The sequence below is a fragment of the Aliirhizobium sp. YIM B11859 genome, from assembly GCF_057163345.1.
Map to the genome: position 1 here is coordinate 969,724 of NZ_JBXHAY010000001.1, position 22,682 is coordinate 992,405.

18 protein-coding genes are annotated in these 22,682 nt (G+C 60.5%); 7 read left to right on the forward strand and 11 right to left on the reverse strand.

The features are described from left to right. Positions 1-82 precede the first annotated feature (82 nt). The 3 genes from AC2GXZ_RS04525 to carB all read right to left on the reverse strand — a co-directional run bounded on the left by AC2GXZ_RS04525 (position 83) and on the right by carB (position 5,452). A complete protein-coding gene (locus AC2GXZ_RS04525; RefSeq protein WP_483757909.1) occupies positions 83-1,288 on the reverse strand; it encodes a T6SS phospholipase effector Tle1-like catalytic domain-containing protein in 1,206 nt (401 codons plus the stop codon). Positions 1,289-1,405: 117 nt separating this feature from the next. Further along, positions 1,406-1,864, reverse strand: coding sequence for an SRPBCC domain-containing protein (locus tag AC2GXZ_RS04530; RefSeq protein WP_483757910.1), 459 nt, complete (start codon positions 1,862-1,864; stop codon positions 1,406-1,408). 102 nt (positions 1,865-1,966) lie between these two features. Beyond that, positions 1,967-5,452: a carbamoyl-phosphate synthase large subunit gene (gene carB, locus AC2GXZ_RS04535; protein ID WP_483757911.1), complete on the reverse strand. Its 3,486-nt coding sequence runs from the start codon at positions 5,450-5,452 to the stop codon at positions 1,967-1,969. A gap of 303 nt (positions 5,453-5,755) precedes the next feature. Here carB and AC2GXZ_RS04540 point away from each other — a divergent pair, with 303 nt between their 5' ends. Together AC2GXZ_RS04540 and ypfJ are read left to right on the forward strand one after the other, a co-directional pair. Then, positions 5,756-6,967, forward strand: coding sequence for an MFS transporter (locus AC2GXZ_RS04540; protein ID WP_483757912.1), 1,212 nt, complete (start codon positions 5,756-5,758; stop codon positions 6,965-6,967). A gap of 109 nt (positions 6,968-7,076) precedes the next feature. Further along, a complete protein-coding gene (gene ypfJ, locus AC2GXZ_RS04545; RefSeq protein ID WP_483757913.1) occupies positions 7,077-7,991 on the forward strand; it encodes a KPN_02809 family neutral zinc metallopeptidase in 915 nt (304 codons plus the stop codon). A 407-nt stretch (positions 7,992-8,398) separates the two neighbouring features. Here ypfJ and AC2GXZ_RS04550 read toward each other — a convergent pair whose 3' ends face one another. Both AC2GXZ_RS04550 and AC2GXZ_RS04555 read right to left on the reverse strand, forming a co-directional pair. Then, complete coding sequence (locus AC2GXZ_RS04550; RefSeq protein WP_483757914.1) at positions 8,399-10,177, reverse strand: diguanylate cyclase; 1,779 nt, start codon at positions 10,175-10,177, stop codon at positions 8,399-8,401. A 280-nt stretch (positions 10,178-10,457) separates the two neighbouring features. Next, positions 10,458-10,937 carry a DUF2938 domain-containing protein gene (locus AC2GXZ_RS04555; protein WP_483757915.1) on the reverse strand — a complete coding sequence of 160 codons (480 nt, stop codon included), beginning with the start codon at positions 10,935-10,937 and terminating at the stop codon, positions 10,458-10,460. A 269-nt stretch (positions 10,938-11,206) separates the two neighbouring features. On the opposite strand from AC2GXZ_RS04555, the gene AC2GXZ_RS04560 reads away from it, so the two are divergent. Continuing rightward, positions 11,207-12,622, forward strand: coding sequence for an MATE family efflux transporter (locus tag AC2GXZ_RS04560; RefSeq protein ID WP_483757916.1), 1,416 nt, complete (start codon positions 11,207-11,209; stop codon positions 12,620-12,622). Between the two features lie 24 nt (positions 12,623-12,646). Here the strand turns inward: AC2GXZ_RS04560 and carA are convergent, their stop codons facing one another. Further along, positions 12,647-13,852, reverse strand: coding sequence for a glutamine-hydrolyzing carbamoyl-phosphate synthase small subunit (gene carA, locus AC2GXZ_RS04565; protein WP_483757917.1), 1,206 nt, complete (start codon positions 13,850-13,852; stop codon positions 12,647-12,649). Positions 13,853-14,157: 305 nt separating this feature from the next. On the opposite strand from carA, the gene AC2GXZ_RS04570 reads away from it, so the two are divergent. Then, positions 14,158-14,610 carry a GatB/YqeY domain-containing protein gene (locus tag AC2GXZ_RS04570; protein WP_483757918.1) on the forward strand — a complete coding sequence of 151 codons (453 nt, stop codon included), beginning with the start codon at positions 14,158-14,160 and terminating at the stop codon, positions 14,608-14,610. A gap of 52 nt (positions 14,611-14,662) precedes the next feature. Here AC2GXZ_RS04570 and AC2GXZ_RS04575 read toward each other — a convergent pair whose 3' ends face one another. Both AC2GXZ_RS04575 and AC2GXZ_RS04580 read right to left on the reverse strand, forming a co-directional pair. Beyond that, positions 14,663-14,995, reverse strand: a complete 333-nt coding sequence (locus AC2GXZ_RS04575) for a BrnA antitoxin family protein (protein ID WP_483757919.1) — start codon at positions 14,993-14,995, stop codon at positions 14,663-14,665. Next, positions 14,958-15,239, reverse strand: coding sequence for a BrnT family toxin (locus AC2GXZ_RS04580; RefSeq protein WP_483757920.1), 282 nt, complete (start codon positions 15,237-15,239; stop codon positions 14,958-14,960). Before AC2GXZ_RS04580 ends, AC2GXZ_RS04575 begins: the two co-directional genes overlap by 38 nt. 164 nt (positions 15,240-15,403) lie before the next feature. On the opposite strand from AC2GXZ_RS04580, the gene dnaG reads away from it, so the two are divergent. From dnaG to AC2GXZ_RS04595, 3 genes are all read left to right on the forward strand, one after another. Further along, a complete protein-coding gene (dnaG, locus tag AC2GXZ_RS04585; RefSeq protein WP_483757921.1) occupies positions 15,404-17,428 on the forward strand; it encodes a DNA primase in 2,025 nt (674 codons plus the stop codon). A gap of 444 nt (positions 17,429-17,872) precedes the next feature. Beyond that, positions 17,873-19,936, forward strand: a complete 2,064-nt coding sequence (gene rpoD / locus AC2GXZ_RS04590; protein ID WP_483757922.1) for an RNA polymerase sigma factor RpoD — start codon at positions 17,873-17,875, stop codon at positions 19,934-19,936. Positions 19,937-20,097: 161 nt separating this feature from the next. After that, positions 20,098-21,444, forward strand: coding sequence for a DUF930 domain-containing protein (locus AC2GXZ_RS04595; protein WP_483757923.1), 1,347 nt, complete (start codon positions 20,098-20,100; stop codon positions 21,442-21,444). Positions 21,445-21,479: 35 nt separating this feature from the next. On the opposite strand, the gene AC2GXZ_RS04600 is transcribed toward AC2GXZ_RS04595, so the two are convergent. The 3 genes from AC2GXZ_RS04600 to AC2GXZ_RS04610 are packed head-to-tail and all read right to left on the reverse strand — an operon-like array spanning position 21,480 to position 22,653. Beyond that, positions 21,480-21,653 carry a hypothetical protein gene (locus AC2GXZ_RS04600; protein WP_483757924.1) on the reverse strand — a complete coding sequence of 58 codons (174 nt, stop codon included), beginning with the start codon at positions 21,651-21,653 and terminating at the stop codon, positions 21,480-21,482. A 59-nt stretch (positions 21,654-21,712) separates the two neighbouring features. Further along, entirely contained in the window at positions 21,713-22,003 is a 291-nt protein-coding gene (locus AC2GXZ_RS04605; protein WP_483757925.1) for a PQ-loop domain-containing transporter, read from the reverse strand. Between the two features lie 8 nt (positions 22,004-22,011). Next, complete coding sequence (locus AC2GXZ_RS04610; RefSeq protein WP_483757926.1) at positions 22,012-22,653, reverse strand: LysE/ArgO family amino acid transporter; 642 nt, start codon at positions 22,651-22,653, stop codon at positions 22,012-22,014. Positions 22,654-22,682: the final 29 nt, after the last annotated feature.

Here is a 22,682-nt window from a genome sequence, read left to right on the forward strand (position 1 = left end):
TGGTCCATGATGGGCCATGGCCGCCTTTGCGAAAGTGGAGGCGGCCGATCGCCGGCAGTGCTTCATGCCCGGCGGGGTGCCATCAATCGGTATAGACCGGATCCTTCGGCAGATTGGGCGGATTGTAGCGCCCGCCATCCAGACGCGTCTTGACGGAGACGTGCAGCATGGCGCCATCGGGAACGAGGCGTCGGTCCTGCCTCGGAATATAGACAGAGCGGTGGTCGCCGCGCTTGCGCCAGGAGTTTTCAGGAATACGACGAGGAATATATTCAAGCAGTTTCCAGCCGGCACTCATCGAATCGTGCAGGGCTGCCGTCGGGTCAAGTCTCACATATTTGTTGTCGCGTTCGCCGCGGACAAGGTCGTTGACCGTCTGTGTCCGGTAGATGAGGCCTGCCGGTTCCGTCTCGCGGATCATCCAGTCGAGCGGGATCTTGATCTGGCCGCTTTCCGCCTCGGGATACCCGCCGCCGACATCGCCATGCACGCCTGAAAACCATACCTGCCTGAAATTCTGCTTGCCCTTGGCCTTCTTGAACGGGCTGCCGCGATAATCCTGATCGGCGACCCAGAGTTCCGGCTGGAACATCGTGCGGCGCTCGTCGATGGCGAGTGCCTGGCGCACCCATTCGACGCTCGGGTTTCTGGCGCTGAATGGATGGGTCTTCATCTGCAGCCAGTGTTTGCCCGGTTCGATCACAGAGGCGACCGTATCGAACAGGCCGAGCAGCTTGATCGGCGGACGACCGGTGCGCAGCGTGCGCTCATAAAGCCGCATCGAGGCAAACGCGGAACGGCCTTCATCCTCCTGCAGCCGATCCCGATCGACCTCTTCCTGTGCGGGAATGCCCTTGTAGGTGTTGTAGGCGTAATCCAGCAGATTGAGGTGGTGGCGGCTCATGAACCCGAGTGCATGGATAAAACCTGCCAGAACACGGGCGGAATATGCGCCGCGGCTGAAGCCGAAAATATAGATCCGGTCGCGGTCCACATGGCTTTTATGGTTGTCGGTCGGGCCGGGATCGTAATTCTCGATCAGGAAACGGTAGGCCTCCTTGACGTTCTGGTCCATGCCCCAGCCGGTCGCCAGCCCCCAGACCTCGACCGTGTTGCGATAGAGTTGCGACCAGGCATTGTCGGCGCCGAATGTGCCGACGCCGGGATCGTAATAGACGATCTGCCGCTCGGACCGCTCCAGCGCACCGAACAATCTCAGAATATTGGTGCGGTCGGCTGAAATCTCGTTCGATGTGCCATCGAACAGAATGACGATGTTCTTCGACATGCGATCCCCCCGATGGGCCCAGAGGAGAATAGCGTGTAATCTTCGGTGGAGCAATCAGGGGTGGTTTTTACTGTTTCTGATCAGGGGCCACGCTCCAGCGTTGCCCTGACACCGGTGTCAACGCGGCTCTTTCATGTCCAACAGCAGGGCTTCCAGCCGATCGAAATTCTGCTCGTTGGCAGCGGCAAGGAATTTCTCGATATCGCGATTGTCCTGCGTGTCCTCGAAGGACATGCGCCATGTGAGGCGGGTACCGCCATCCGTATCATGGTAGCCGAGCTCAAGCCCGAAAGCGTGCATGGGGCCGTGATGGAACGCCGTTATGCGTTCATCGGGCCGGATGTCTTCGAACGTCCAGTGATTGGCGAAGTCCGTGCCGGCGGAGGATGTCATGACGATCATCCAGGTGCCGCCATTGCGGAAGTCGAATGTTTCGATGCGGTTGGTGAAATCGTGCGGTCCCCACCACGCCGCCAGCAGCGCCGGATCGGAAAATGCCCCGAAGAGCGTGGCACGGTCGGCCGCAAAGACGCGTTCGTTGAGGATGATCAGCGAGCGGTTTACATTATCGGGCATGGTCTTCCTCCATTCTGTCTGGCGACCTGTCGATCACTGTGCGGGCCACGAGGAAGGAAAAAAAGCCGGTCAACACAGGATGCTGACCGGCTCTGAACTTGCTCAGAAATAGCTCTGCAGCGGGCGGACTTCGAGACTGCCGGCCTTCAGCGCCTTGATCGCCATGGCGGCAGCCTCGGCACCGGCCATGGTGGTGTAATAGGGCACCTTCTGCATCAGCGTGGCACGGCGCAACGATTTCGAGTCCGAGATCGCCTTGTTGCCGTCGGTCGTGTTGATGACCAGCTGGACCTGACGATTGCGGATGGCGTCCTCGATATGCGGACGGCCTTCCAGCACCTTGTTGATCTTGGTGGCCTCAATGCCGTGTTCGGCGAGGAAACGCTGGGTGCCGCCGGTGGCGAGAACCTTGAAGCCAATCTCGGTCAGGATCTTGATCGCCGGCAGAACGCGGGTCTTGTCCTCGTCGCGGACGGAGACGAAGACCGTGCCGTTGCGCGGCAGTTCGACACTGGCGCCGAGCTGGCTCTTGGCGAAGGCCAGGGCGAAATCGGTGTCGAGGCCGATGACTTCGCCGGTCGAGCGCATTTCCGGACCAAGCAGCGTATCGACGCCGGGGAAACGGGCAAACGGGAAGACGGCTTCCTTGACGGCGATATGCTTCAGGTTGCGCGGATCCGGCTTGGTGCCGTAAGCGGCGAAGGTCGCATCGAGCTTTTCGCCGGCCATGGCACGGGCGGCGATCTTGGCGATCGGTGCGCCGATGGTCTTGGCGACGAAAGGAACGGTACGCGAGGCGCGCGGGTTGACTTCAAGCACGTAGACGGTGCCGTCCTTGATGGCAAACTGGACATTCATCAGGCCGACGACGTTCAAGGCCTTGGCCATCGCCTTCGCCTGGCGTTCCAGCTCGTCGATCATGGTGTCCGACAGCGTGCGTGGCGGCAGCGAGCAGGCGCTGTCGCCCGAATGGATGCCGGCTTCCTCGATGTGTTCCATGATGCCGGCGACGTAAACGTCGGTGCCGTCGCAGAGGCAGTCGACATCAACTTCGATGGCATTCGACAGGTAGCTGTCGAACAGAAGCGGGTTCTTGCCGAGCAGGGTGTTGATCTGGCCGGTCTTGTCGTTCGGGTAACGCTGCTTGATGTCTTCGGGAACGAGTTCCGGAACGGTGTCGAGCAGGTAGGTCTGCAGCTGACCTTCCGAATGCAGGATCTGCATGGCGCGGCCGCCCAAGACGTAGGACGGGCGCACGACCAGCGGGAAACCGATCTCGCCGGCAACGGTGCGGGCTTGCTCAACGGAATAAGCGATGCCGTTGTTCGGCTGGGTCAGGTCGAGCTTCATCAGGAGCTTCTGGAAGCGATCGCGGTCTTCCGCCAAGTCGATCATGTCGGGCGCCGTGCCGAGGATCGGGATGCCGTTCTTTTCCAGCGCTTCGGCAAGCTTCAGCGGTGTCTGGCCGCCGAACTGGACGATGACGCCGACGACTTCGCCCTTTTCCTGTTCCGCACGCAGGATCTCGATCACGTCTTCGGCCGTCAACGGCTCGAAATAGAGGCGGTCAGAGGTGTCGTAATCGGTCGACACGGTTTCTGGGTTGCAGTTAATCATGATCGCTTCATAACCGGCATCCTTCAAAGCGAAGGCGGCATGGCAGCAGCAATAGTCGAACTCGATGCCCTGACCGATGCGGTTGGGACCGCCGCCGAGGATGACGACCTTCTTGGCCGTCGAGACTTCGGCTTCCGAGCGCAATTCACCGACGAAAGGCGTTTCGTAGGTCGAGTACATGTAGGCGGTGGGCGAGGCGAATTCGGCAGCGCAGGTATCGATGCGCTTGAACACCGGGCGGACGTTGAGCGAGTTGCGCAGTTCGGCAACTTCCTTCGGGCGCTTGTGGGTGAGCGATGCGAGGCGGGCATCGGAAAAGCCCATGGCTTTGAGCATGCGCAGGTTTTCGGCATCGGTCGGCAGGCCATGCTCGCGGACGCGGGCTTCGGTGTCGACGATCGCCTTCAGCTGGGCGATGAACCACGGGTCGATCTTGCAGCTCTCGTGGACGTCTGCCTCGGACATGCCGAAGCGCAGGGCCTGGGCGACCTGGCGCAGACGATCCGGCGTCGGCGTGCCGATCACGGCGCGGATGGCGTTGTGCTTGTCTTCGCCATCGTCATAACCGGGGATTTCGATCTCATCGAGGCCGGTCAGGCCGGTTTCCATGCCGCGCAGGGCCTTCTGCAGGCTCTCGGCGAAGGTGCGGCCGATCGCCATGACTTCGCCGACCGACTTCATCGCAGTGGTCAGCACCGGCGAGGCGCCCGGGAACTTTTCGAAGGCGAAACGCGGGATCTTGGTGACGACGTAATCGATCGACGGTTCGAAAGAGGCAGGCGTCGCGCCGCCGGTAATGTCGTTGTCAAGTTCGTCGAGCGTGTAGCCGATGGCGAGCTTTGCCGCGACCTTGGCGATCGGGAAGCCGGTGGCCTTCGATGCAAGTGCCGAAGAGCGCGAGACGCGCGGGTTCATTTCGATGACGACGAGGCGGCCGTCCTTCGGGTTGACGGCGAACTGGACGTTCGAACCGCCGGTCTCGACGCCGATCTCGCGCAGAACCGCGATCGAGGCGTTGCGCATGATCTGGTATTCCTTGTCGGTCAGCGTCAAAGCCGGCGCGACAGTGATACTATCGCCCGTATGGACGCCCATCGGGTCGATGTTTTCGATCGAGCAGATGATGATGCAGTTATCCGCCTTGTCGCGGATGACCTCCATCTCATATTCCTTCCAGCCGAGAACCGACTCTTCGATCAGCACTTCAGTGGTCGGCGATGCATCGAGGCCGGAGCCGACGATCTCGAAAAATTCCGAGCGGTTATAGGCAATGCCGCCGCCGGTGCCGCCCATGGTGAAGGACGGACGGATGATGGCGGGCAGGCCGACGACGTCAATTGCCTGTGCGCCGATCGCCATCGCGTGGCTGATATAACGCTGCTTGCGGTCGCTCTCGCCGAGGTTCCACTGGTTTTCCAGCGCGTCAAGCGCCTTGTCGAGTTCGGCACCCGACAGCTTGCCCTTCAGCTCGCTGCGGGCGGCTTCATGCGTCTTGCGGTCGGCATCCTTGATCTCGGTGGCGTTGGCCAGCATCGATTTGGGTGTTTCCAGGCCGATCTTGGCCATGGCCTCGCGGAACAGCGCGCGGTCTTCGGCCTTGTCGATGGCTTCCGGCTTGGCGCCGATCATCTCGACATTGTAGCGGTCGAGAACGCCCATGCGCTTCAGCGACAGCGCAGTGTTGAGTGCCGTCTGGCCGCCCATGGTCGGCAAAAGCGCGTCAGGACGTTCCTTGGCGATGATCTTGGCGACGACTTCAGGCGTGATCGGCTCGACATAGGTTGCATCGGCGAGGCCCGGATCAGTCATGATGGTTGCCGGGTTTGAATTGACCAGGATGACCCGGTAACCTTCTTCCCTGAGCGCCTTGCAGGCCTGGGTGCCGGAATAATCGAACTCGCATGCCTGGCCGATAACGATCGGACCCGCGCCGATGATGAGGATCGATTTCAAATCTTGGCGCTTTGGCATGGTCTCTATCCGCTGTTTTTCTGCGCGAAAAGCCGGCTCGGGGCGAGGGGAGCTCCGGTCGGGTCGCGTGCGTAACATTTTTCTGGCTAGACGCGGCTTATAGGCAAATGTTTGCCCAAACGGAACCCCATAAATCCGCAAATCGACAGGAATTCGATATGGGCGACAGATCACTTCCGGGAAATTCCTCCCGGGCGTACCGCAACGGAACATCGCGTTATGGACAGGATAAGATTGCAGCATTAGAGCTTGCTGCCAAATGACGCAGTGCTGCTGAAACCAAGCCTGCCCGGAGACAATTTCATGGCCGATGCAACGTCGAAACCCGCCACTCTCGTCGCGGCAGAAAAAACCGTGCTGCCGATCATTCTGGCGGCAAGTTTCTGCCATATGCTCAACGACATCATGCAGTCGATGATCTCGGCGATCTATCCGATGCTGAAGGCCGACTTCAATCTCGACTTCTGGCAGATCGGCATTCTGACGCTTGCCTTCCAGTGCACGGCCTCGCTTCTGCAGCCGGTGATCGGCATCATCACCGACAAGAAGCCCTATCCCTATTCGCTGCCGATCGGCATGGGGTCGACCTTTATCGGGCTGATCATGCTGGCGTGGTCGCCGTCCTACGCGATGCTGGTGATTGCGGCCGGCCTTGTCGGCATCGGCTCGGCTGTCTTCCATCCTGAAGCTTCGCGGGTTGCGCGGCTCGCGGCCGGCGGTCGCTACGGTTTTGCCCAGGCGACGTTCCAGGTGGGTGGCAATTTCGGCCAGTCGATCGGGCCGCTTCTGGCGGCCTTCATCATCGTGCCGTTCGGGCAGGGCAGCGTCGCGTGGTTTTCCGGCATGGCGCTTGTCGGCATCATCGTGCTGTCCTGGGTGGCACGCTGGTACAAGGCACATATGGCGGCCAACAAGGGGAAAAAGAAGGTCCTCAACGCACATAACCTGTCGAAGCGGACGGTGGTGATCGCACTCACGGTGCTGACCATCCTGACCTTCTCGAAAAACGCCTACATGGCCTCGATCAGCAGCTATTATACATTCTTCGCCATCGAGCGGTTCGGCGTATCCGTGCAGATGTCGCAGATCATGCTGTTCGTCTTCCTCGGTGCGGTGGCGCTCGGCACCGTTGTCGGTGGTCAGGTCGGCGACAAATTCGGCTCCAAGGTGGTGATCTGGATTTCGATCCTCGGCGTCCTGCCGTTCACGCTTGCCATGCCTTATGCCAACCTGCCGGTTACCATCGTGCTGTCGGGCATCATCGGCTTCATCATGGCTTCGTCCTTCCCGGCGATCATCGTCATGGCGCAGGAACTGGTTCCGGGGCGAGTTGGCATGATTGCCGGCATCTTCTTCGGCATCGCGTTTGGCGTCGGCGGCATTGCGGCTGCGATCCTCGGCGTGCTTGCCGACAGCCACGGTATCGTCTTCGTCTACGGCCTCTGCTCGTTCCTGCCGGTCATCGGATTGCTCACCGTATTCCTGCCGAGCAAGAAGCAACTGCAGGCAGCCTGACCAGGATGTTCCATTCCGCGTCGTCTTTCGGCCATTCTGAATGGCCTTTCGGAAAGCCTGCGCTATATTGACGCTAAATTAGGTTTCATGTCGTCGAGGAGTGGGCAGGATGGAGTGGAAAGGTCGGCGGCAGTCTGACAATGTCGAGGATCAGCGCGGGGCCTCGATGGGCGGTAGCCCGTTCGGTCGAGGCGGCTTGCGTATTCCGATCGGTGGAGGCGGCCGCCGTGGTGGCGGTGGTCTCGGTATCGGCGGCATCGTCGTCGTGCTGATCATCTGCTGGATCACCGGCATCAACCCGCTGACGCTGCTTTCCGGCGGCGATATCGATCTGGGCGGCGGTGGCAGCGGAAGCACCCAGCAGGCGCAGCCACGCACACCTGCCAATGACGAGATGACGGCCTTCGTGCGCACGGTGCTTGCCGACACCGAAGACACCTGGTCGCAGATCTTCAAGGCCAATGGCCAGACTTACACGGACCCGACGCTGGTGCTATTTACCGGCCAGGTCAGTTCCGCTTGTGGTTACGCTTCGGCGGCGACAGGGCCGTTCTATTGCCCGGGCGATCGCAAGCTTTATCTCGACACCGCTTTCTTCGATGAGCTTTCGCAGCGCTTCGACGCCTCCGGCGATTTCGCAGAGGCCTATGTCATCGCCCATGAAGTGGGTCACCACGTTCAGAACCTGACCGGCATCCTGCCGAAGTTCAACCAGGCGCGCCAGCGGATGAGCGAGACGCAGGCCAATCAGATGTCGGTGCGCGTCGAACTGCAGGCCGATTGTTTCGCCGGTGTCTGGGGCAAGCATACCGACCAGAAGGGGCTGCTCAGCCAGGGCGATCTGGAGGAAGCGCTGAATGCCGCACAGCAGATCGGCGACGACACGCTGCAGAAACGCAGCCAGGGTTATGTCGTGCCGGAAAGTTTCAACCATGGCACTTCGGCGCAGCGCATGCGCTGGTTCAAGCGCGGCTTCGACAGCGGCAACATGAATGCCTGCGACACGTTCTCGGGTGATGTGTGACAGCCGACGCCTGACGGCTTTTATGCAGCAGTTTGAGCCACGCGGGTAAACCGGCGTGGTGGTGCTGATGCGGGAATGGGGCAGGCGGCTTGTATGATGGTTTGGTGGTAGGCTTTCTGCCTGCCCCGACCGTTTCCTGCTTTCCATCCGGGACTTGTCAATTCCCGTCCTTCCGGCAGTTGCGGCCATCATCGGAAACCAGGTCCCTGAACTTGGATGAGGAGGCCGGTTCGCGAACCCGGTTTCCCGCCCGATGACGCGATGATTGTCGCTGAGCATAAAGGGGCGGGGACGAAAACCGCCCGGCGTCCGACCAAGCGACTGAAACTGCGGGCAGGTTTTTCACAGTGGATCGGGATTATCCCCGATCGGGCGGACGGGGTCATACTGTCCGGTTTTGCCGGGCATCAGGCCCGTTCCTCAACACCTTCCCGGATCCATCTATTGCGGCCATTCTTCTTCGCCGTCAGCAATGCGCTGTCTGCCCGCTCCAACACGCTGGAGACCGTGCCTGCCAATGGCGATGTGGAGATGCCGAGCGAAATGGTGACGGGATCGAGAAGACGGCCCCGGTAGGACAGAGGCGCGCGCTCGATCGATTGCCTGAGATGTTCGGCGACTTTCTCCGCATCGGCATCGCCGGCGCCCGGCAGGAGAACCGTAAACTCCTCGCCGCCGAAGCGGAATACGTCGCCCTTGCTTCCCACCACCTCGGATAGGATGCGAGCCACATATTGCATGACGGCATCACCGGCATCGTGGCCGAACTGATCGTTGAAGCGCTTGAAATAGTCGATGTCGATCATCACGCATGCCAGCGGGGCGCCGGGGTTTTCGATCAGCCGGTTGAGCGTCTCGTCGAGAGACCGCCTGTTCATAAGGCCGGTCAGGGCATCGCGTTTGGCCATGCCGATCAGTCGCTGGCGAAGCTGAAGGTTGGCAACGGCAAGCCCGACATTTTCCGCAAGAAGCTCGAAATAAAGGCGGTCCGCCTGTGACGTATGATTGCCGACGGCCGTCTCAAGATACAGAAGGCCGACAATGTCTCCGAGTGCCGTCAGCGGAATGCAGAGGTTGCTGCTTTCGGCGAGATGAATGTGATGGCAGGTGACATCTTCGCCATCCGGCTCGCTCAGATGCGGGCGTCCGCGCCTCAGCGCCCAGCAGTCGTCAATCGAAAAATGCAGGTCGGAGGCGACGGGATCCAGCCATTGCCCAAGGGAGTGGAGGATCGCCCCCTGTTCCTTGATGACGAACAGGTGGCCGGCCGCATCCGGAAAAATCTGCGGCATGAAACGCGAGACGACATCGGACAGTTCCTCCTGGTTCTGGCAGGCCTGAACCCGGTGCATCATCTGCAGCATCAGGTCCTTCATGCGCTGATCCTTGCGGCGCTCGGCATCAAGCCGCTCCCGTTCGCGACCATTGTCGCGAAAGATCTGGATGGCATGGTTCATCTCGCCGATTTCATCGCGCCGCCCGTCGTCGAGCAGCTCGACGTCATAGTCCTGGCGTGCGAGCCGCGTGACCACATTGCTCATGCGGATCAACGGCAGGGCGACACGCCTGCTGAGCACGAAATAGAGGACGGCGAGGAACATCAGCGCGGTCAGGACCAGCATCGACTTGGCGATGTTTCCGAAGAAATCGCTGCGTGCCTTGGCGGCCTCGATTACCCCTTGCGATCTGGCGGTAATGCTGGTCCTGACATCGTCGACCATTTTCACCAAACCGGTCTGCAGGCGGTAATGTTCGTCACCGAACAGGGCCTGTCGTGCATCGTTTTGCCGGCCGGTGCGATAGGCGCCGATGGCGTCTTTCTCGATCTTGTCGACCGCATCCGCAGCATCGCGTATCCCGTCGAACATCGCCATGTCTTCCGGCGACAGACCAAGGCTTGAAAGCTTTCCGATCGTGCCTTCCAGGCGTCCTTCCTGGTCGTCGTCGACGTAAAACCTCGCCAGATGCTGCTCATCACCGCGCATCACGTAAAGCCGGGCTTCGTCCGTGCGGCTTTCCGCCGAAACGGCCAATTCTTCGGCAAGGTCGTCGAGCTCCAGATGTTGCTCGATCGCGGCGCGCTCCTGCGAGGCGCTTCTCGCCGAAAGAATGAAGGTGGAGGCCGATATGGCGGTCAGAACCAGTGTGACCGCATAGGCCAGATGTGTGATCGTACTCAGTCGCATGCGGAACACCATCTGTTAGACGACGCAAGCATCATTTCGACACGTCAGGCCCAAGGCCACTGCGCGCTTATGTTAGTTCGTTTCGATAAACGGGAAGTCAACACCGGCAGCTGTGCCAAACTGGTTGACATTGTCTCTGTCCGACTGCCGTCACCAAGTGCAGTGCGCCGGCTCGTGAGGCATGGCCCGAACCGGCTCGCGCCTTGCGAAATCCTGCGCAGGTGCAGGTAAGACGGAGCGGAATGCCGATGGGACGGCATGCCGCGATCTTCGCCGGCTGCTAGCCGATCAAAAGCGCCGTGCCCCAGAGGCCTATTGCAAAGACCGTGTGGGCAAGCAGGCCCATGATGCGGACCTTTGTCGGGTTCGGCGTCTTTGATGCCGCCCAGCCGAGACCCATACCGGGCTGCATCAGGAACCAGCCGGCGGCAATGGTGACGATGCCCCAGGCGAAGGCGGGCAGGAAGGTTGGGGCGGCAAGCCAGCCGCGACCAGTGAGCAGAACGAGAATGACGCCATAGAGGATGCCGACGACGTAATGGCCGGTCCAGCCGAGCACACGTTCATGGGCATAGGGTTGCGCCTTGGCAATGCTGTCGTGAAAGACCGTGCCGTTCGCCAGATGCCGGAACCAGCGGCCTCCCATATCCCAGTTGGGCTTGGCCTGCCCGAAGACGAGATGAAGGATCACCGCCCAGATATCCATCAGCATTGTCGCGCCGATGCCAATCACAATGCCATTCCACACCAGTTCCATCATGCCCACGCGTTTCCTCGATTGCAGGATGATATAGACGCAATTTCTGCCTCGCTCCTATCGAAAAGACGCCGCACAGACGGATGTGGTGTCGCCTTGTTCGTGATCGGTGGCAAAGGAAAGCGGATCCATCAGCTTGCGTGAAGTCGGTCGCACAAAAACTTCTGGATTGCCCTTCTGGGTTGCTGATCTCCGGTGCCTCCTTTATAGGCAAGGTGCAACGCCGCTGACCAGATTCTGGAAGCGGCTTTTTTCTTTTGTCGAGGTTCTGGATGTCGGGCTCGCTGAAAACGGTCGCATTCGAAAGCGGGGGGAATTCCTGGGGCGCGCATCTGCGTGCCACGTTTGCGCTCGGCATTCCGCTCGTCGGCGCGCAGCTGGCGCAGATGGCGATCAATACGACGGATGTCATCCTTGTCGGCTGGCTCGGCACGACGGAACTCGCCGCCGTGGTGCTGGCGAGCCAGATCTTCTTCATCATCTTCATTTTCGGCACCGGCTTCAGCGCTGCCGTTGTGCCGGTTGTCGCCCATGCGCTTGGCCGCAAGGACAAGGTCTCGGTGCGCCGTTCGGTGCGCATGGGCCTGTGGATCGTGTTCGCCTATGGCGCGCTGACGGCGCCGCTTCTGTGGTTCTGCGAGCCGATCCTGCTGAAACTCGGCCAGCAGCCGGATGTCGCCGCACTGGCACAGGATTATCTGCGCGTCATGCAATGGGGGATCTTTCCCGCACTCGGGCTGATGGGGCTTCGCAGTTTCGTCACCGGGCTCGAAAAGGGCAGCGTGGTACTCTACGTGACGATCGGCATGCTCGTGCTGAATGCGATCGTCGCCTATCTCCTGATCTTCGGCCATTTCGGTGCGCCCAATCTGGGGCTGATCGGTGCGGCTGTCGCCTCCGTCTGCGCCAACACGCTCGGGTTCGTGCTGGCGGTCGTTTATATCGAAAGCCAGAAAGAGATGCGTAATTACGAGATCTTCGTGCGCTTCTGGCGGCCGGACTGGGGCATGCTCAAGGAAATCTCGCTGCTCGGCCTGCCGATCAGCTTCACCATCCTTGCAGAGACCAGCCTATTTGCCGCCGCCTCGCTGCTGATGGGCACGCTCGGTACGCAGCAGCTCGCGGCCCATGGCATTGCGCTGCAATTTGCCTCGATCGCCTTCATGATCCCGCTCGGGCTGGCGCAGGTGGCGACGGTCAGGGTGGGGCTCGCCTTCGGCCGCAATGATCTGCTTGGCGTGCGGCGGGCCGCGATCGCCGTGCTTCTCGTCGGCATCATCTTCACGCTGGTCGGAGGGCTGGTCTTTGCGGTCTTTCCGCGCGAGCTCGGGGCGCTTTTCCTCGATGTCAGCCAGCCGGACGCTCAGGCGGTGCTCGACTTTGCTGCGCCGCTGATCGTGATTGCCGGGATTTTCCAGCTTGTCGACGGGCTGCAGGCGGTCGGCGCCGGGCTGCTCAGGGGATTGAAAGATACACGGATCCCGATGATCCTGGCGCTGATCGCCTATTGGCCGATCGGGTTTGCCTGCGCCTATGTCTTCGCTTTCCCCTTGGGTCTGAAGGGCGAAGGGGTCTGGTACGGTTTCGTGCTTGGCCTTGCGGCGGCCGCCATTCTTCTTTGTGGCCGGTTCTGGGTGCTGGTCATCGAAAAAGAAAAGGCGGCCGGCGCAATCGCGCAGGCCGCCTGAAACTTTTCGCTATCGATCTTCCGATCAGCGTTCGGCGAGTGCCGGTTCGCCCTTCTTCTCGCGCACCATGTTGATGAAGCGGCGGAAGAGATAGTGGCTGTCCTGCGGGCCGGGAGAGGCTTCCGGGTGATGCTGGACGGAAAAGACCGGCTTGCCGGACAGGCGTAGGCCACAATTGGTGCCGTCGAACAGCGAGATGTGAGTCTCTTCAACACCTTGCGGCAGAGACTTGGAGTCGACTGCGAAGCCGTGGTTCATCGAGACGATTTCCACCTTGCCGGTCGTGTGATCCTTGACCGGGTGGTTGGCGCCGTGATGGCCCTGATGCATCTTTTCGGTCTTGGCGCCGAGTGCCAGACCGAGCATCTGGTGACCGAGGCAGATGCCGAAGGTCGGGATGTCGGACTTGATGATGTCCTGGATGACCGGCACCGAATATTCGCCGGTGGCAGCCGGATCGCCCGGGCCGTTGGACAGGAAGATGCCATCCGGCTTGAGGGCCAGGATGTCTTCGGCAGAGGTTTGCGCCGGAACGATCGTCACCTTGCAGTCGAGGCCGGTGAACAGGCGCAGGATGTTGCGCTTGACGCCGTAATCGACGCAGACGACGTGATATTTGGCGTCCTCAGCCTTCAGTTCGCTGTAACCTTCGTTCCACACCCAGGGCTTTTCTGACCATTGCGATGACTGGCCCGAGGTTGCTTCCTTGGCAAGATCGAGGCCTTCGAGACCGCTCCAGGCCTTTGCTTGTGCCTTCAGCGCGTCGATATCGAAGACGCCGTTCGGATCGTGGGCGATGACGGCGTTCGGCGCGCCATGTTCGCGGATCCAGGCGGTGAGCGCGCGGGTGTCAACGCCGGAGAGGCCGATAATGCCGCGGCTCTTCAGCCAGCTGTCGAGGTCCTTTGAGGCACGGTAGCTGGAAGGCTCGGTAATGTCGGCCTTGAAGATGACGCCGACGGCGCCGCGGCGGGCCGCAGGCGTCAGGTCTTCGATATCTTCGTCATTGGTGCCGATATTGCCGATATGGGGGAAGGTGAAGGTGACGATCTGGCCGAGATAGGACGGGTCGGTGAGGATTTCCTCGTAACCGGTCAGCGCCGTATTGAACACGACTTCGGCCGGAACCGTGCCGGTCGCGCCGATGCCGGTGCCGTCGATGACGGTGCCGTCCGCAAGGACGAGGAGGGCGGTTGGCTTCTTCGGGGTCCAGGGAGCTGTGCCGGTCATGTCTATCCTTCTGACCCATCGTTCCGATCTTCAGGCGAAGACAGGCTGCAGGGGTTTCTTGTTGTCGCAGAAAAAGCGCCAAGCGTTTTCGCCGGCGGCTCTTCAAATCCAAATGTCGTGCAGGTGCGGGAAAATAAACAAAGGGCGGCGTCGGGTCAATCGCATCGGTTAAAGAATCACCCTCAATCGATAGCCGGATGCGGGAAAAGATTGATCGGTCTGCCCGGCTGATCTATCACCAGCGGCAAATGCCCTTTACGGGCGCTGCGGGACACAACTGCCCGCCATGACGGAGATTGACGAAGATGATGCGCGAAAAGCTCACCGAATCCATGAAGGACGCGATGAAGGCCAAGGATACCCGCCGGCTTTCAACCGTGCGGCTGATCCAGAGCGCGATCAAGGATCGCGACATCGCCAATCGCGGTGTCGGCAAGGATGCGGCAAGCGAAGACGAGATCCTGCAGATCCTGCAGAAGATGGTGAAGCAGCGCGAGGAATCGGCGAAGATCTACGAGGATGCCGGCCGCGCCGAGCTTGCCACCCAGGAGCGCGAGGAAATCGTGATCCTCAAGACCTTCATGCCGGAACAGCTTTCCGACGAAAAGGTGGACGAAATCGTTGCCGGCGTGGTTTCCGAGATCGGTGCCGCTGGCATGAAGGACATGGGCAAGGTGATGGCAATCTTGCGTGAGCGTTATGCCGGACAGATGGATTTCGCCAAAGCTTCGGGCGTGATCAAGGCCAAGTTGAGCTGAGGCACGGCTTCGGATGATTTGCGGGTGAGGGCGGGGCGGTTGTGTCCTGCCCTTACTTTTTGAGCCGCTTCTGTTCGCTGACATAGTGTTTCAGCACCGCGTTGATGCGGGTCTGGTAGCCCTTGCCGGTCGCCCGGAAGAAGTCGATCACGTCCTCGTCGACGCGGATCGAGATGGATTTCTTGGTTTTCGGGATGACCATGACGGCCTTCGACCAGTCGATATCCTTGAAATCGGCCCAATCCGGATCATCGGCGATGGCACGCTCGATATCCTCATCAGTCATGGCATCAACGCGCGCCCAGTCGGTCTGGCTCTTTTCGCCGCGTGCGCGTTTGGCAAGGATGTCACTCAGGGTAACGCGTGTAATATTCTCTTCGCTCATAACGTCTTGCCGCACGTACGGAGATGATCCGGCACGAGCTTCCTCTGATGGTGTAGACAACTGCGATCGGCCTGTCTTCGAGTAGGCAGATCGCCACGATGCGATCCTCTCCATCCCTGGATGAGGCATATTCGAAGCGGGGCCCGGCCAAGGCGAACAGTGCATCCTCGAAATCAATGCCGTGTTTTGCGATGTTAGACCGTCGTTTGGTTTCATCCCACTCGAACGCTTGCTCTGAGTCCATCTGTCATACCTTGAGACTGATTTTCACAAAGCACGTCCTGCGCTGGACCGTCAGTGTATATACGTTTTGTAGTTTTTCAAGCCTGTGGATAGCGGGCAGCACTTGCCTTGGCGGTAGCGTTCCGGTCGGCTCGTGCTTATATGGACGGCTTAGCCGAGGGTATTATGCGCTTTTCAAACACGTTCCTTGACGAGATACGCGACCGCGTGCTGATCTCCACCGTGATCGGCCGACGTGTGACGTGGGATCGGCGCAAGACGAATGTGTCGCGTGGCGATTACTGGGCCTGTTGCCCGTTCCATGGCGAAAAAAGCCCGAGCTTCCATTGCGAGGACCGCAAGGGGCGTTACCACTGCTTTGGTTGCGGCGTGTCGGGCGACCATTTTCGTTTTCTCACAGATCTCGAAGGCCTGAATTTTCCCGAGGCCGTGCAGCAGATCGCCGATCTTGCCGGCATTGCCATGCCGCAGCCCGATCCGCAGGCCGAGAAGCGCGAGAAGGAACGCACTTCGCTGCAGGACGTCATGGAAATGGCGACGCTGTTTTTCCAGGACCAGTTACAAAGTGCCAATGGCGCGAAAGCGCGTGCCTATCTGCGTGACCGCGGGCTGACCGGGCGGACGATCGAGACTTTCCGGCTCGGTTATGCGCCCGAGAGCCGCAACGCGCTGAAGGAATATCTTGCCGGAAAAGGCGTGCCGCGCGAACAGATCGAGGCCTGCGGGCTGGTGCGGCATGGGGCCGATATTCCGGTCTCCTACGATTATTTCCGCGATCGCATCATGTTCCCGATCCTGTCGTCGCGCGACAAGGTGATCGCCTTCGGCGGCCGAGCCATGGCGCCGGACGCGATGGCGAAATACATGAACTCGCCGGATACCGAACTCTTCCACAAGGGCCAAGTGCTCTACAATTTTTCCCGTGCTCGAAAGGCTGCCCAGGCGGCCGGCGACAAACGCCAGAGCGGCACGTTGATTGCCGTCGAAGGCTATATGGATGTCATTGCGCTGCATCAGGTCGGTGTCGAGAATGCGGTTGCGCCGCTCGGAACGGCGCTGACGGAAAACCAGCTTGATCTGCTCTGGAAAGTGACGCCGCAGCCGGTGCTTTGCTTTGATGGCGACGGCGCCGGCATCCGGGCGGCCAATCGTGGCGCGGATCTGGCATTGCCGGCGATCAAGCCCGGTAAGTCCGTCAGTTTCGCGCTGCTGCCCGACGGCAAGGATCCGGACGACCTGGTCAGGAATGACGGCCGGGCGCCGTTCGACCGGGTTCTTTCCGAGGCAAAACCTCTGGTCGAGATGATCTGGCAGCGGGAAACCGCGGGCTCGGTCTTCGATACGCCGGAAAAGCGCGCCGAACTCGATGCGCGGTTAAAACAGGTCGTGTCGGTGATCGCCGATGAAAGCGTGCGTTATCACTATCAGCAGGATATCCGCAGCCGGCTCGGCTCCTTCTTCTCGCAAGGGAATAGTGGCGGGGGCGATCGTCGCCAGGGCTTCCAGCGCAACAATAACGGCAATGGTGGCGCCCGCGGCAAGGGTGGTCGTGGTGGGCAGCAGCCGGCCGGATCAACGGTTGCCGGCGCGATGATCGAAAGCGGCACGGCTGGCAGCGCAAGGCTCAACCAGATGCTGAAGCTTTCATCGCAATCGCGGCCGGAGCTGCGCGAGACGGTGCTGGCGCTGACCATCGCAAACCATCCGCAGCTGCTGCTCGATGAATATGACGAGATCTCGACGGTTGATTTCGAAAACAGGGATCTGCAGCGTTTCTGGTCGTCGCTTCTGTCGATCGTCGGGCGGCTGGGAGTGAAGCTTTCGGTCGAGGCCGTCAGGGATGGCCTGATTGCCGATGGCTTTTCTGATCTTTTGACGACGATGGGCCAGCAGGTCAGGAATGCCAGGCTTTGGACGGCGACGCAGGAAGCCGATCCACAGGATGCGCTGCAGGCCTACAGGCAGACACGGGCGCTGCATTCGCGCAACAAGGAACTTCGCTGGCAGAAAATCGAACTGGAGCGGGAAATCGCCGACCTTACCGAGGAGGAAGCCGATCGGGGCGAGGTGCTGATGCGTGCGCTTCTGGAAATCCAGAACGAGATCACCCGGCTTGAGGCGCAGGAAGCAATCATCGACGGGTTCGGTGTCCTGTCGGGCCGGGTCAAGGGAGCGGCGGTCAACCATTGAGAAGCCGATCCGGCACTTCATATCGCCGGAATAACGCCTGTGGTACCCTCGGCGACAATTTGTGTTTTTGTTAACCCTTGTCTAATTCAGACGATCGCCTAAATAAGCGTCGAACTGGTGAACAAGCCTGTATGAAGCAGGTGTGACGCGTCTTTTTCCAATTTTCTGGTGCAAACGCCGGGGAAAAGCTTGACGGATCGTTAAATTGTGGGAATCACCATTTCAAGGCAAGATAGGCGGATTGGGTAAAGCGGGCCGGTGCGGCCGGCATTGCTTCAGGCATGGTCTGTTCAGAACGCCATCCTGTGGTAATTCGGAATTAAAGGTCATTCCGTTACGAGTGAGCAAGTGATTCGCGATTAGGGCATGATGCCTTACATCGCTGGCCACGAGCGCGGCCTGTCAGGCCAAGCGCAGTGGCGTTCAGGGAAAGTGACGAAGTACATGGCAACAAAAGTCAAAGAAAACGAAGAAGCAGAGAACGAACGCGAAGCCTCGCATGACGGTCCGCTTCTCGACCTTTCTGATGACGCGGTCAAGAAGATGATCAAGGCCGCCAAGAAGCGCGGCTATGTGACCATGGACGAGCTGAATTCGGTTCTGCCTTCGGAGGAAGTGACCTCGGAGCAGATCGAAGACACGATGGCGATGCTGTCCGACATGGGCATCAACGTTGTCGAGGACGAGGAAGCGGAAGAAGCTTCCCCCGCCGGCGACGACGATGACAGCTCCGACAACGAGGACGGCGAGAGCGAAAGCGGCGAGCTGACGACCTCTGCCGGCACGGCTGTCGCGACCGCGAAGAAAAAAGAACCGACCGACCGTACCGACGACCCGGTGCGCATGTATCTGCGCGAAATGGGTTCCGTCGAGCTTCTGTCGCGCGAAGGCGAAATCGCCATCGCAAAGCGCATCGAGGCCGGCCGCGAAACGATGATCGGTGGTCTCTGTGAGAGCCCGCTGACCTTCCAGGCGCTGATCATCTGGCGCGACGAACTGAACGAAGGCACGACGCTTCTGCGCGAGATCATCGATCTCGAAACGACCTATTCGGGTCCGGAAGCCAAGGCTGCGCCGCAGTTCCAGAGCCCGGAAAAGATCGAGGCCGACCGCAAGGCTGCCGAAGAGAAGGAAAAGAACCGCAAGGCTCGTTTCTCTGCCGCCAATGACGACGACATCACCTCAGTCGGCGGTGAAATGCCGCTTGAAGAGGAAGAGGAAGACGACGACGAGTCGAGCCTTTCGCTTGCTGCGATGGAAGCGGAACTGCGTCCGCAGGTCATGGAAACCCTCGACCTGATCGCCGACACCTACAAGAAGCTCAGGAAGCTGCAGGACCAGCAGGTCGAAGCACGCCTTGCCGCCACCGGTACGCTGTCGTCAGCCCAGGAGCGCCGCTACAAGGAACTGAAGGACGAGCTGGTCACCGCGGTCAAGTCGCTGTCGCTCAACCAGAACCGCGTCGACAGCCTTGTCGAGCAGCTCTACGACATTTCCAAGCGCCTGATGCAGAACGAAGGTCGCCTGTTGCGCCTCGCCGAATCCTACGGCGTCAAGCGTGACTCGTTCCTCGAACAGTACCAGGGTGCGGAACTCGACCCGAACTGGATGAAGTCGATCGCCAATCTGGCCGCCAAGGGCTGGAAGGAATTCGCCAAGGCAGAGAACAACACGATCCGGGATATCCGTCTGGAAATCCAGAATCTGGCGACTGAAACCGGCATCACGATCGCCGAATTCCGTCGCATCGTGTCGATGGTGCAGAAGGGCGAACGTGAAGCGCGTATCGCCAAGAAGGAAATGGTCGAAGCCAACCTTCGTCTCGTCATCTCGATCGCCAAGAAGTACACGAACCGCGGCCTGCAGTTCCTCGACCTCATTCAGGAGGGCAATATCGGCCTGATGAAGGCGGTCGACAAGTTCGAGTATCGCCGCGGTTACAAGTTCTCGACCTATGCGACATGGTGGATCCGGCAGGCGATCACCCGTTCGATCGCCGACCAGGCCCGCACGATCCGTATTCCGGTGCATATGATCGAGACGATCAACAAGATCGTCCGGACATCGCGCCAGATGCTGCACGAGATCGGCCGCGAGCCGACGCCGGAAGAACTGGCCGAAAAGCTCGCCATGCCGCTCGAAAAGGTCCGCAAGGTCCTGAAGATCGCCAAGGAGCCGATCTCGCTCGAAACCCCGGTGGGTGACGAAGAGGATTCGCATCTGGGCGATTTCATCGAGGACAAGAACGCGCTTCTGCCGATCGACGCCGCCATTCAGGCGAACCTGCGCGAAACGACGACCCGTGTTCTGGCATCGCTGACGCCGCGTGAAGAGCGCGTGCTTCGCATGCGCTTCGGCATCGGCATGAACACCGACCATACGCTGGAAGAAGTCGGCCAGCAGTTCTCGGTGACGCGCGAACGTATCCGTCAGATCGAGGCCAAGGCGCTCCGGAAGCTGAAGCATCCGAGCCGCTCCAGAAAGCTCAGGAGCTTCCTGGATAGCTAGGCCATAAGCGAGCGTCGGTCGTTTTTCGAAAGCTAAGGCCGGCGAGAAACCATTCAACTTTACGAGATCAGACCCGGCGGACGAAAGTCTGCCGGGTTTTTCTTGTTCGGTAACCGGGGCGGGGACTTCATACGGCCGTTCTTTCATCCTACATCGGAACCATGCAGGAAGCGCCGCCCAAGTCACGTCACAAGCTTTATGGAGGCATTGCCGCCTCCGTTGCACTGCATGTGATCATTGCGGTCGCGCTGTTTGCCCGTCTTCCGGCCCCTGATCCGACCCCACCGAAAGAAGACACGGTCTCCGTCGAGATCGTGCCACCGCCGGAAGATCAGAAGCCCGAAGAACAGCAGCCTGAGGAGAAACCGCAGGAGCAGGCGCTGAACCTGAAAATGCCGGAAGAGAAACCGGAAGAGGAAAAGCAGCCACCGGCGCCACCACCCGAACCGCCGAAGCAGGAGGCCGAAGAGGCCGGCGCAAAGCCGCCCGAACAGACTGCGAGCGCGGAAGAAAAGCCGCCGGAGGAAAAACCCGAGGAGGTTGCGCCGGCATCGCCGCCGCCACCGCCTGAAGAAAAGGCGCAGGCCGAACAACCGCCGCCACCGCCGGCCGCACCCGAGGCCGCCGAGAAGCAGACGCCGCCACCACCACCGCCGGCAGAGGAGAAGGCGGCCGAACAGCAAGATCCGCCGCCGACCGAGCAGCCGCCATCACAACAGCCGCCGGCCGATGCCGCGGCTGACGAACCGGCGCAAGGCCGGCCTTTGCCGGCACTGAGACCCGTCTTTGCGTTCGGTGACGAAGACAAGGGGGAGAAGGTCTCCCCGGACGGCAATGCTTCGGAGGAGGGCGAGGTTGCCAAGACCGACGACGCAGAAGCGGCGGACACGTCCGACAGCCCTGCGGATAAGACCGACGAGGTGGCAAGCGGTACCGACGCCGATCTGGCCAAGGATGCCGATCCTGCCGCGCCGGTGCTGCCGCAGAACGTCGCGCCGCAAGTTCTTTCGGCTGCGAATGCAGATGCGCTTGCCAGCCGTGCGGAGGGAAGCACTGACGGCATTCAGGCCGAGATTTCGTCGCAGCCGCCGGCCGATGCTGCAAAAAGCGACAAACCTGCGACCGACAAAAAGGCGGGCGGAAAACCGCTGAAGGAGGCAAAACGCCTTTTCTCCCTGAGGGACACGTCAGATGATGTGGCGATGACGGCGATGGGCGGCATTCCACGCAGCGCGCGCGCTGGCCAGCTCTGCGCCACGGAACTGAGGGAACAGTTGCGGCACGGGTCGCCGGCCTATCAACCGGAAATATTGCCGTCCTACGGACTGCCTCAGGGCAACGTTCTCGACATCCGCAATGCCGCGTTTCGCGCAGATTCGCAGTGGTTCGATGTCCGCTTCCGCTGCGAGATCGACGAAGGTGCCACGAAGGTGGTCTCCTTCGGTGTCGAAGTCGGCAATGCGGTTCCGCGCAGCCAGTGGAAGGCGCGGCGTTTTCCGGAATACTGACTGGCCGGGAGAACCGGCAGGAAAGCGCTGCAGCTCTAGTCTATTGCCTGTGTCTCGGTGATCTGCACCAGTTCGCGGATCACATCCAGAGCCTCGTTGAGAAGCACGAGCATTTCGTCCGAAGGTATCGTCTCCAGGTTTTCGATCGCATCGGACAGTTTTGCCACGATATCCGTGCTGATCGCCGATGCCGTTGTGTCTGCCGCCATGCCGAGCCCCCATGCTGCCGCATCATCCTGCGGCGAGGGTGTCATGCATCCGGCGGAAGTCAATGGGCCTGCCTGCCGGCATATCGCTTGAACGCCGTCAGCAGGATGACGGCAAGGCAGCATATGGCATGGACGGCATTGACGAGCGCCAGCCAGACATCCCAGATGTTGACCGTCGCATAGGCGACGGTTGCCGCTGCGCCGGCCAGCCAGAGCGTCCAGCTCGAATAGGAGATCGCGGTTGCTCCGTGACGGTCGCGTGCGACCGCGATGATCTGCGGGATATAGGAAACAATCTGGAGGGCGTTAAACAGGGTGAAGGCGGCGAAGGTTACGTCGGCAAGAACCATGGTCCTTCTCACGGTGCCGGCCATTGCTGCAAAAGCAGAAGCTGGCGGGCGAGCAGGGCAGCCGATGCCAGCAGACATGCGCCTGCCGTGACGTCGAATAACCGTCGATTTCGTGCCGCTGCCAGCCAGTTCTTCAGACATTTGCCAACGAGCGGCCAGCCATAAAAGCGGAGTGCGGAAGCCATCAGAAAGCCGCCGGCGAACCACGGCCGAAATTCCGGCTGGAAACCTGATCCAACGGCACCGGTCAAGAACATGATCTCGACATAAACCAGCGGGTTAAGCCAGGTCACCGCAAGCATGGCCAGAAGGGCTTGCCGTGTCGTCGTCGTTTCGGCCGAATGAACGGGCGTTGCCGCGTCCTGCCGGAGTATCGAGACCAGGCCGCAGCGGACGAGGAAACCGACGCCCAGGATGCGAAGTCCGTTTTCCATCACCGGCAGGGTGTGGGTGATCGCGCCTACCAGCAGCTGGCCAGCCAGAACGAGCGCGAATTCCGAGAGATAACCGATGCTTGCGACCAGAAGCGGAGACTGGTCGAGCACGCCGGCCCGGATCAGCTGCAGGTTTTGCGGCCCGATCGAAAAGATCAGGCCGAAACCGACGAGGAAGCCGGTGCCCCCGGCGCCAATGATATAGGCCTCTGACATCGCAGCCCTCGCGATCACCAATCACCCAG

Coding starts and splice junctions, on each gene's coding strand:
- AC2GXZ_RS04560 (WP_483757916.1), top strand. CDS start 11,207: ATGTCGGGCTCGCTGAAAACGGTCGCATTCGAAAGCGGGGGGAATTCC.
- AC2GXZ_RS04605 (WP_483757925.1), bottom strand. CDS start 22,003: ATGGTTCTTGCCGACGTAACCTTCGCCGCCTTCACCCTGTTTAACGCC.
- AC2GXZ_RS04580 (WP_483757920.1), bottom strand. CDS start 15,239: ATGGACTCAGAGCAAGCGTTCGAGTGGGATGAAACCAAACGACGGTCT.
- ypfJ (WP_483757913.1), top strand. CDS start 7,077: ATGGAGTGGAAAGGTCGGCGGCAGTCTGACAATGTCGAGGATCAGCGC.
- AC2GXZ_RS04525 (WP_483757909.1), bottom strand. CDS start 1,288: ATGTCGAAGAACATCGTCATTCTGTTCGATGGCACATCGAACGAGATT.
- dnaG (WP_483757921.1), top strand. CDS start 15,404: ATGCGCTTTTCAAACACGTTCCTTGACGAGATACGCGACCGCGTGCTG.
- AC2GXZ_RS04575 (WP_483757919.1), bottom strand. CDS start 14,995: ATGAGCGAAGAGAATATTACACGCGTTACCCTGAGTGACATCCTTGCC.
- AC2GXZ_RS04600 (WP_483757924.1), bottom strand. CDS start 21,653: ATGGCGGCAGACACAACGGCATCGGCGATCAGCACGGATATCGTGGCA.
- AC2GXZ_RS04550 (WP_483757914.1), bottom strand. CDS start 10,177: ATGCGACTGAGTACGATCACACATCTGGCCTATGCGGTCACACTGGTT.
- AC2GXZ_RS04530 (WP_483757910.1), bottom strand. CDS start 1,864: ATGCCCGATAATGTAAACCGCTCGCTGATCATCCTCAACGAACGCGTC.
- AC2GXZ_RS04540 (WP_483757912.1), top strand. CDS start 5,756: ATGGCCGATGCAACGTCGAAACCCGCCACTCTCGTCGCGGCAGAAAAA.
- AC2GXZ_RS04555 (WP_483757915.1), bottom strand. CDS start 10,937: ATGATGGAACTGGTGTGGAATGGCATTGTGATTGGCATCGGCGCGACA.
- carA (WP_483757917.1), bottom strand. CDS start 13,852: ATGACCGGCACAGCTCCCTGGACCCCGAAGAAGCCAACCGCCCTCCTC.
- rpoD (WP_483757922.1), top strand. CDS start 17,873: ATGGCAACAAAAGTCAAAGAAAACGAAGAAGCAGAGAACGAACGCGAA.
- AC2GXZ_RS04595 (WP_483757923.1), top strand. CDS start 20,098: ATGCAGGAAGCGCCGCCCAAGTCACGTCACAAGCTTTATGGAGGCATT.
- carB (WP_483757911.1), bottom strand. CDS start 5,452: ATGCCAAAGCGCCAAGATTTGAAATCGATCCTCATCATCGGCGCGGGT.
- AC2GXZ_RS04570 (WP_483757918.1), top strand. CDS start 14,158: ATGATGCGCGAAAAGCTCACCGAATCCATGAAGGACGCGATGAAGGCC.
- AC2GXZ_RS04610 (WP_483757926.1), bottom strand. CDS start 22,653: ATGTCAGAGGCCTATATCATTGGCGCCGGGGGCACCGGCTTCCTCGTC.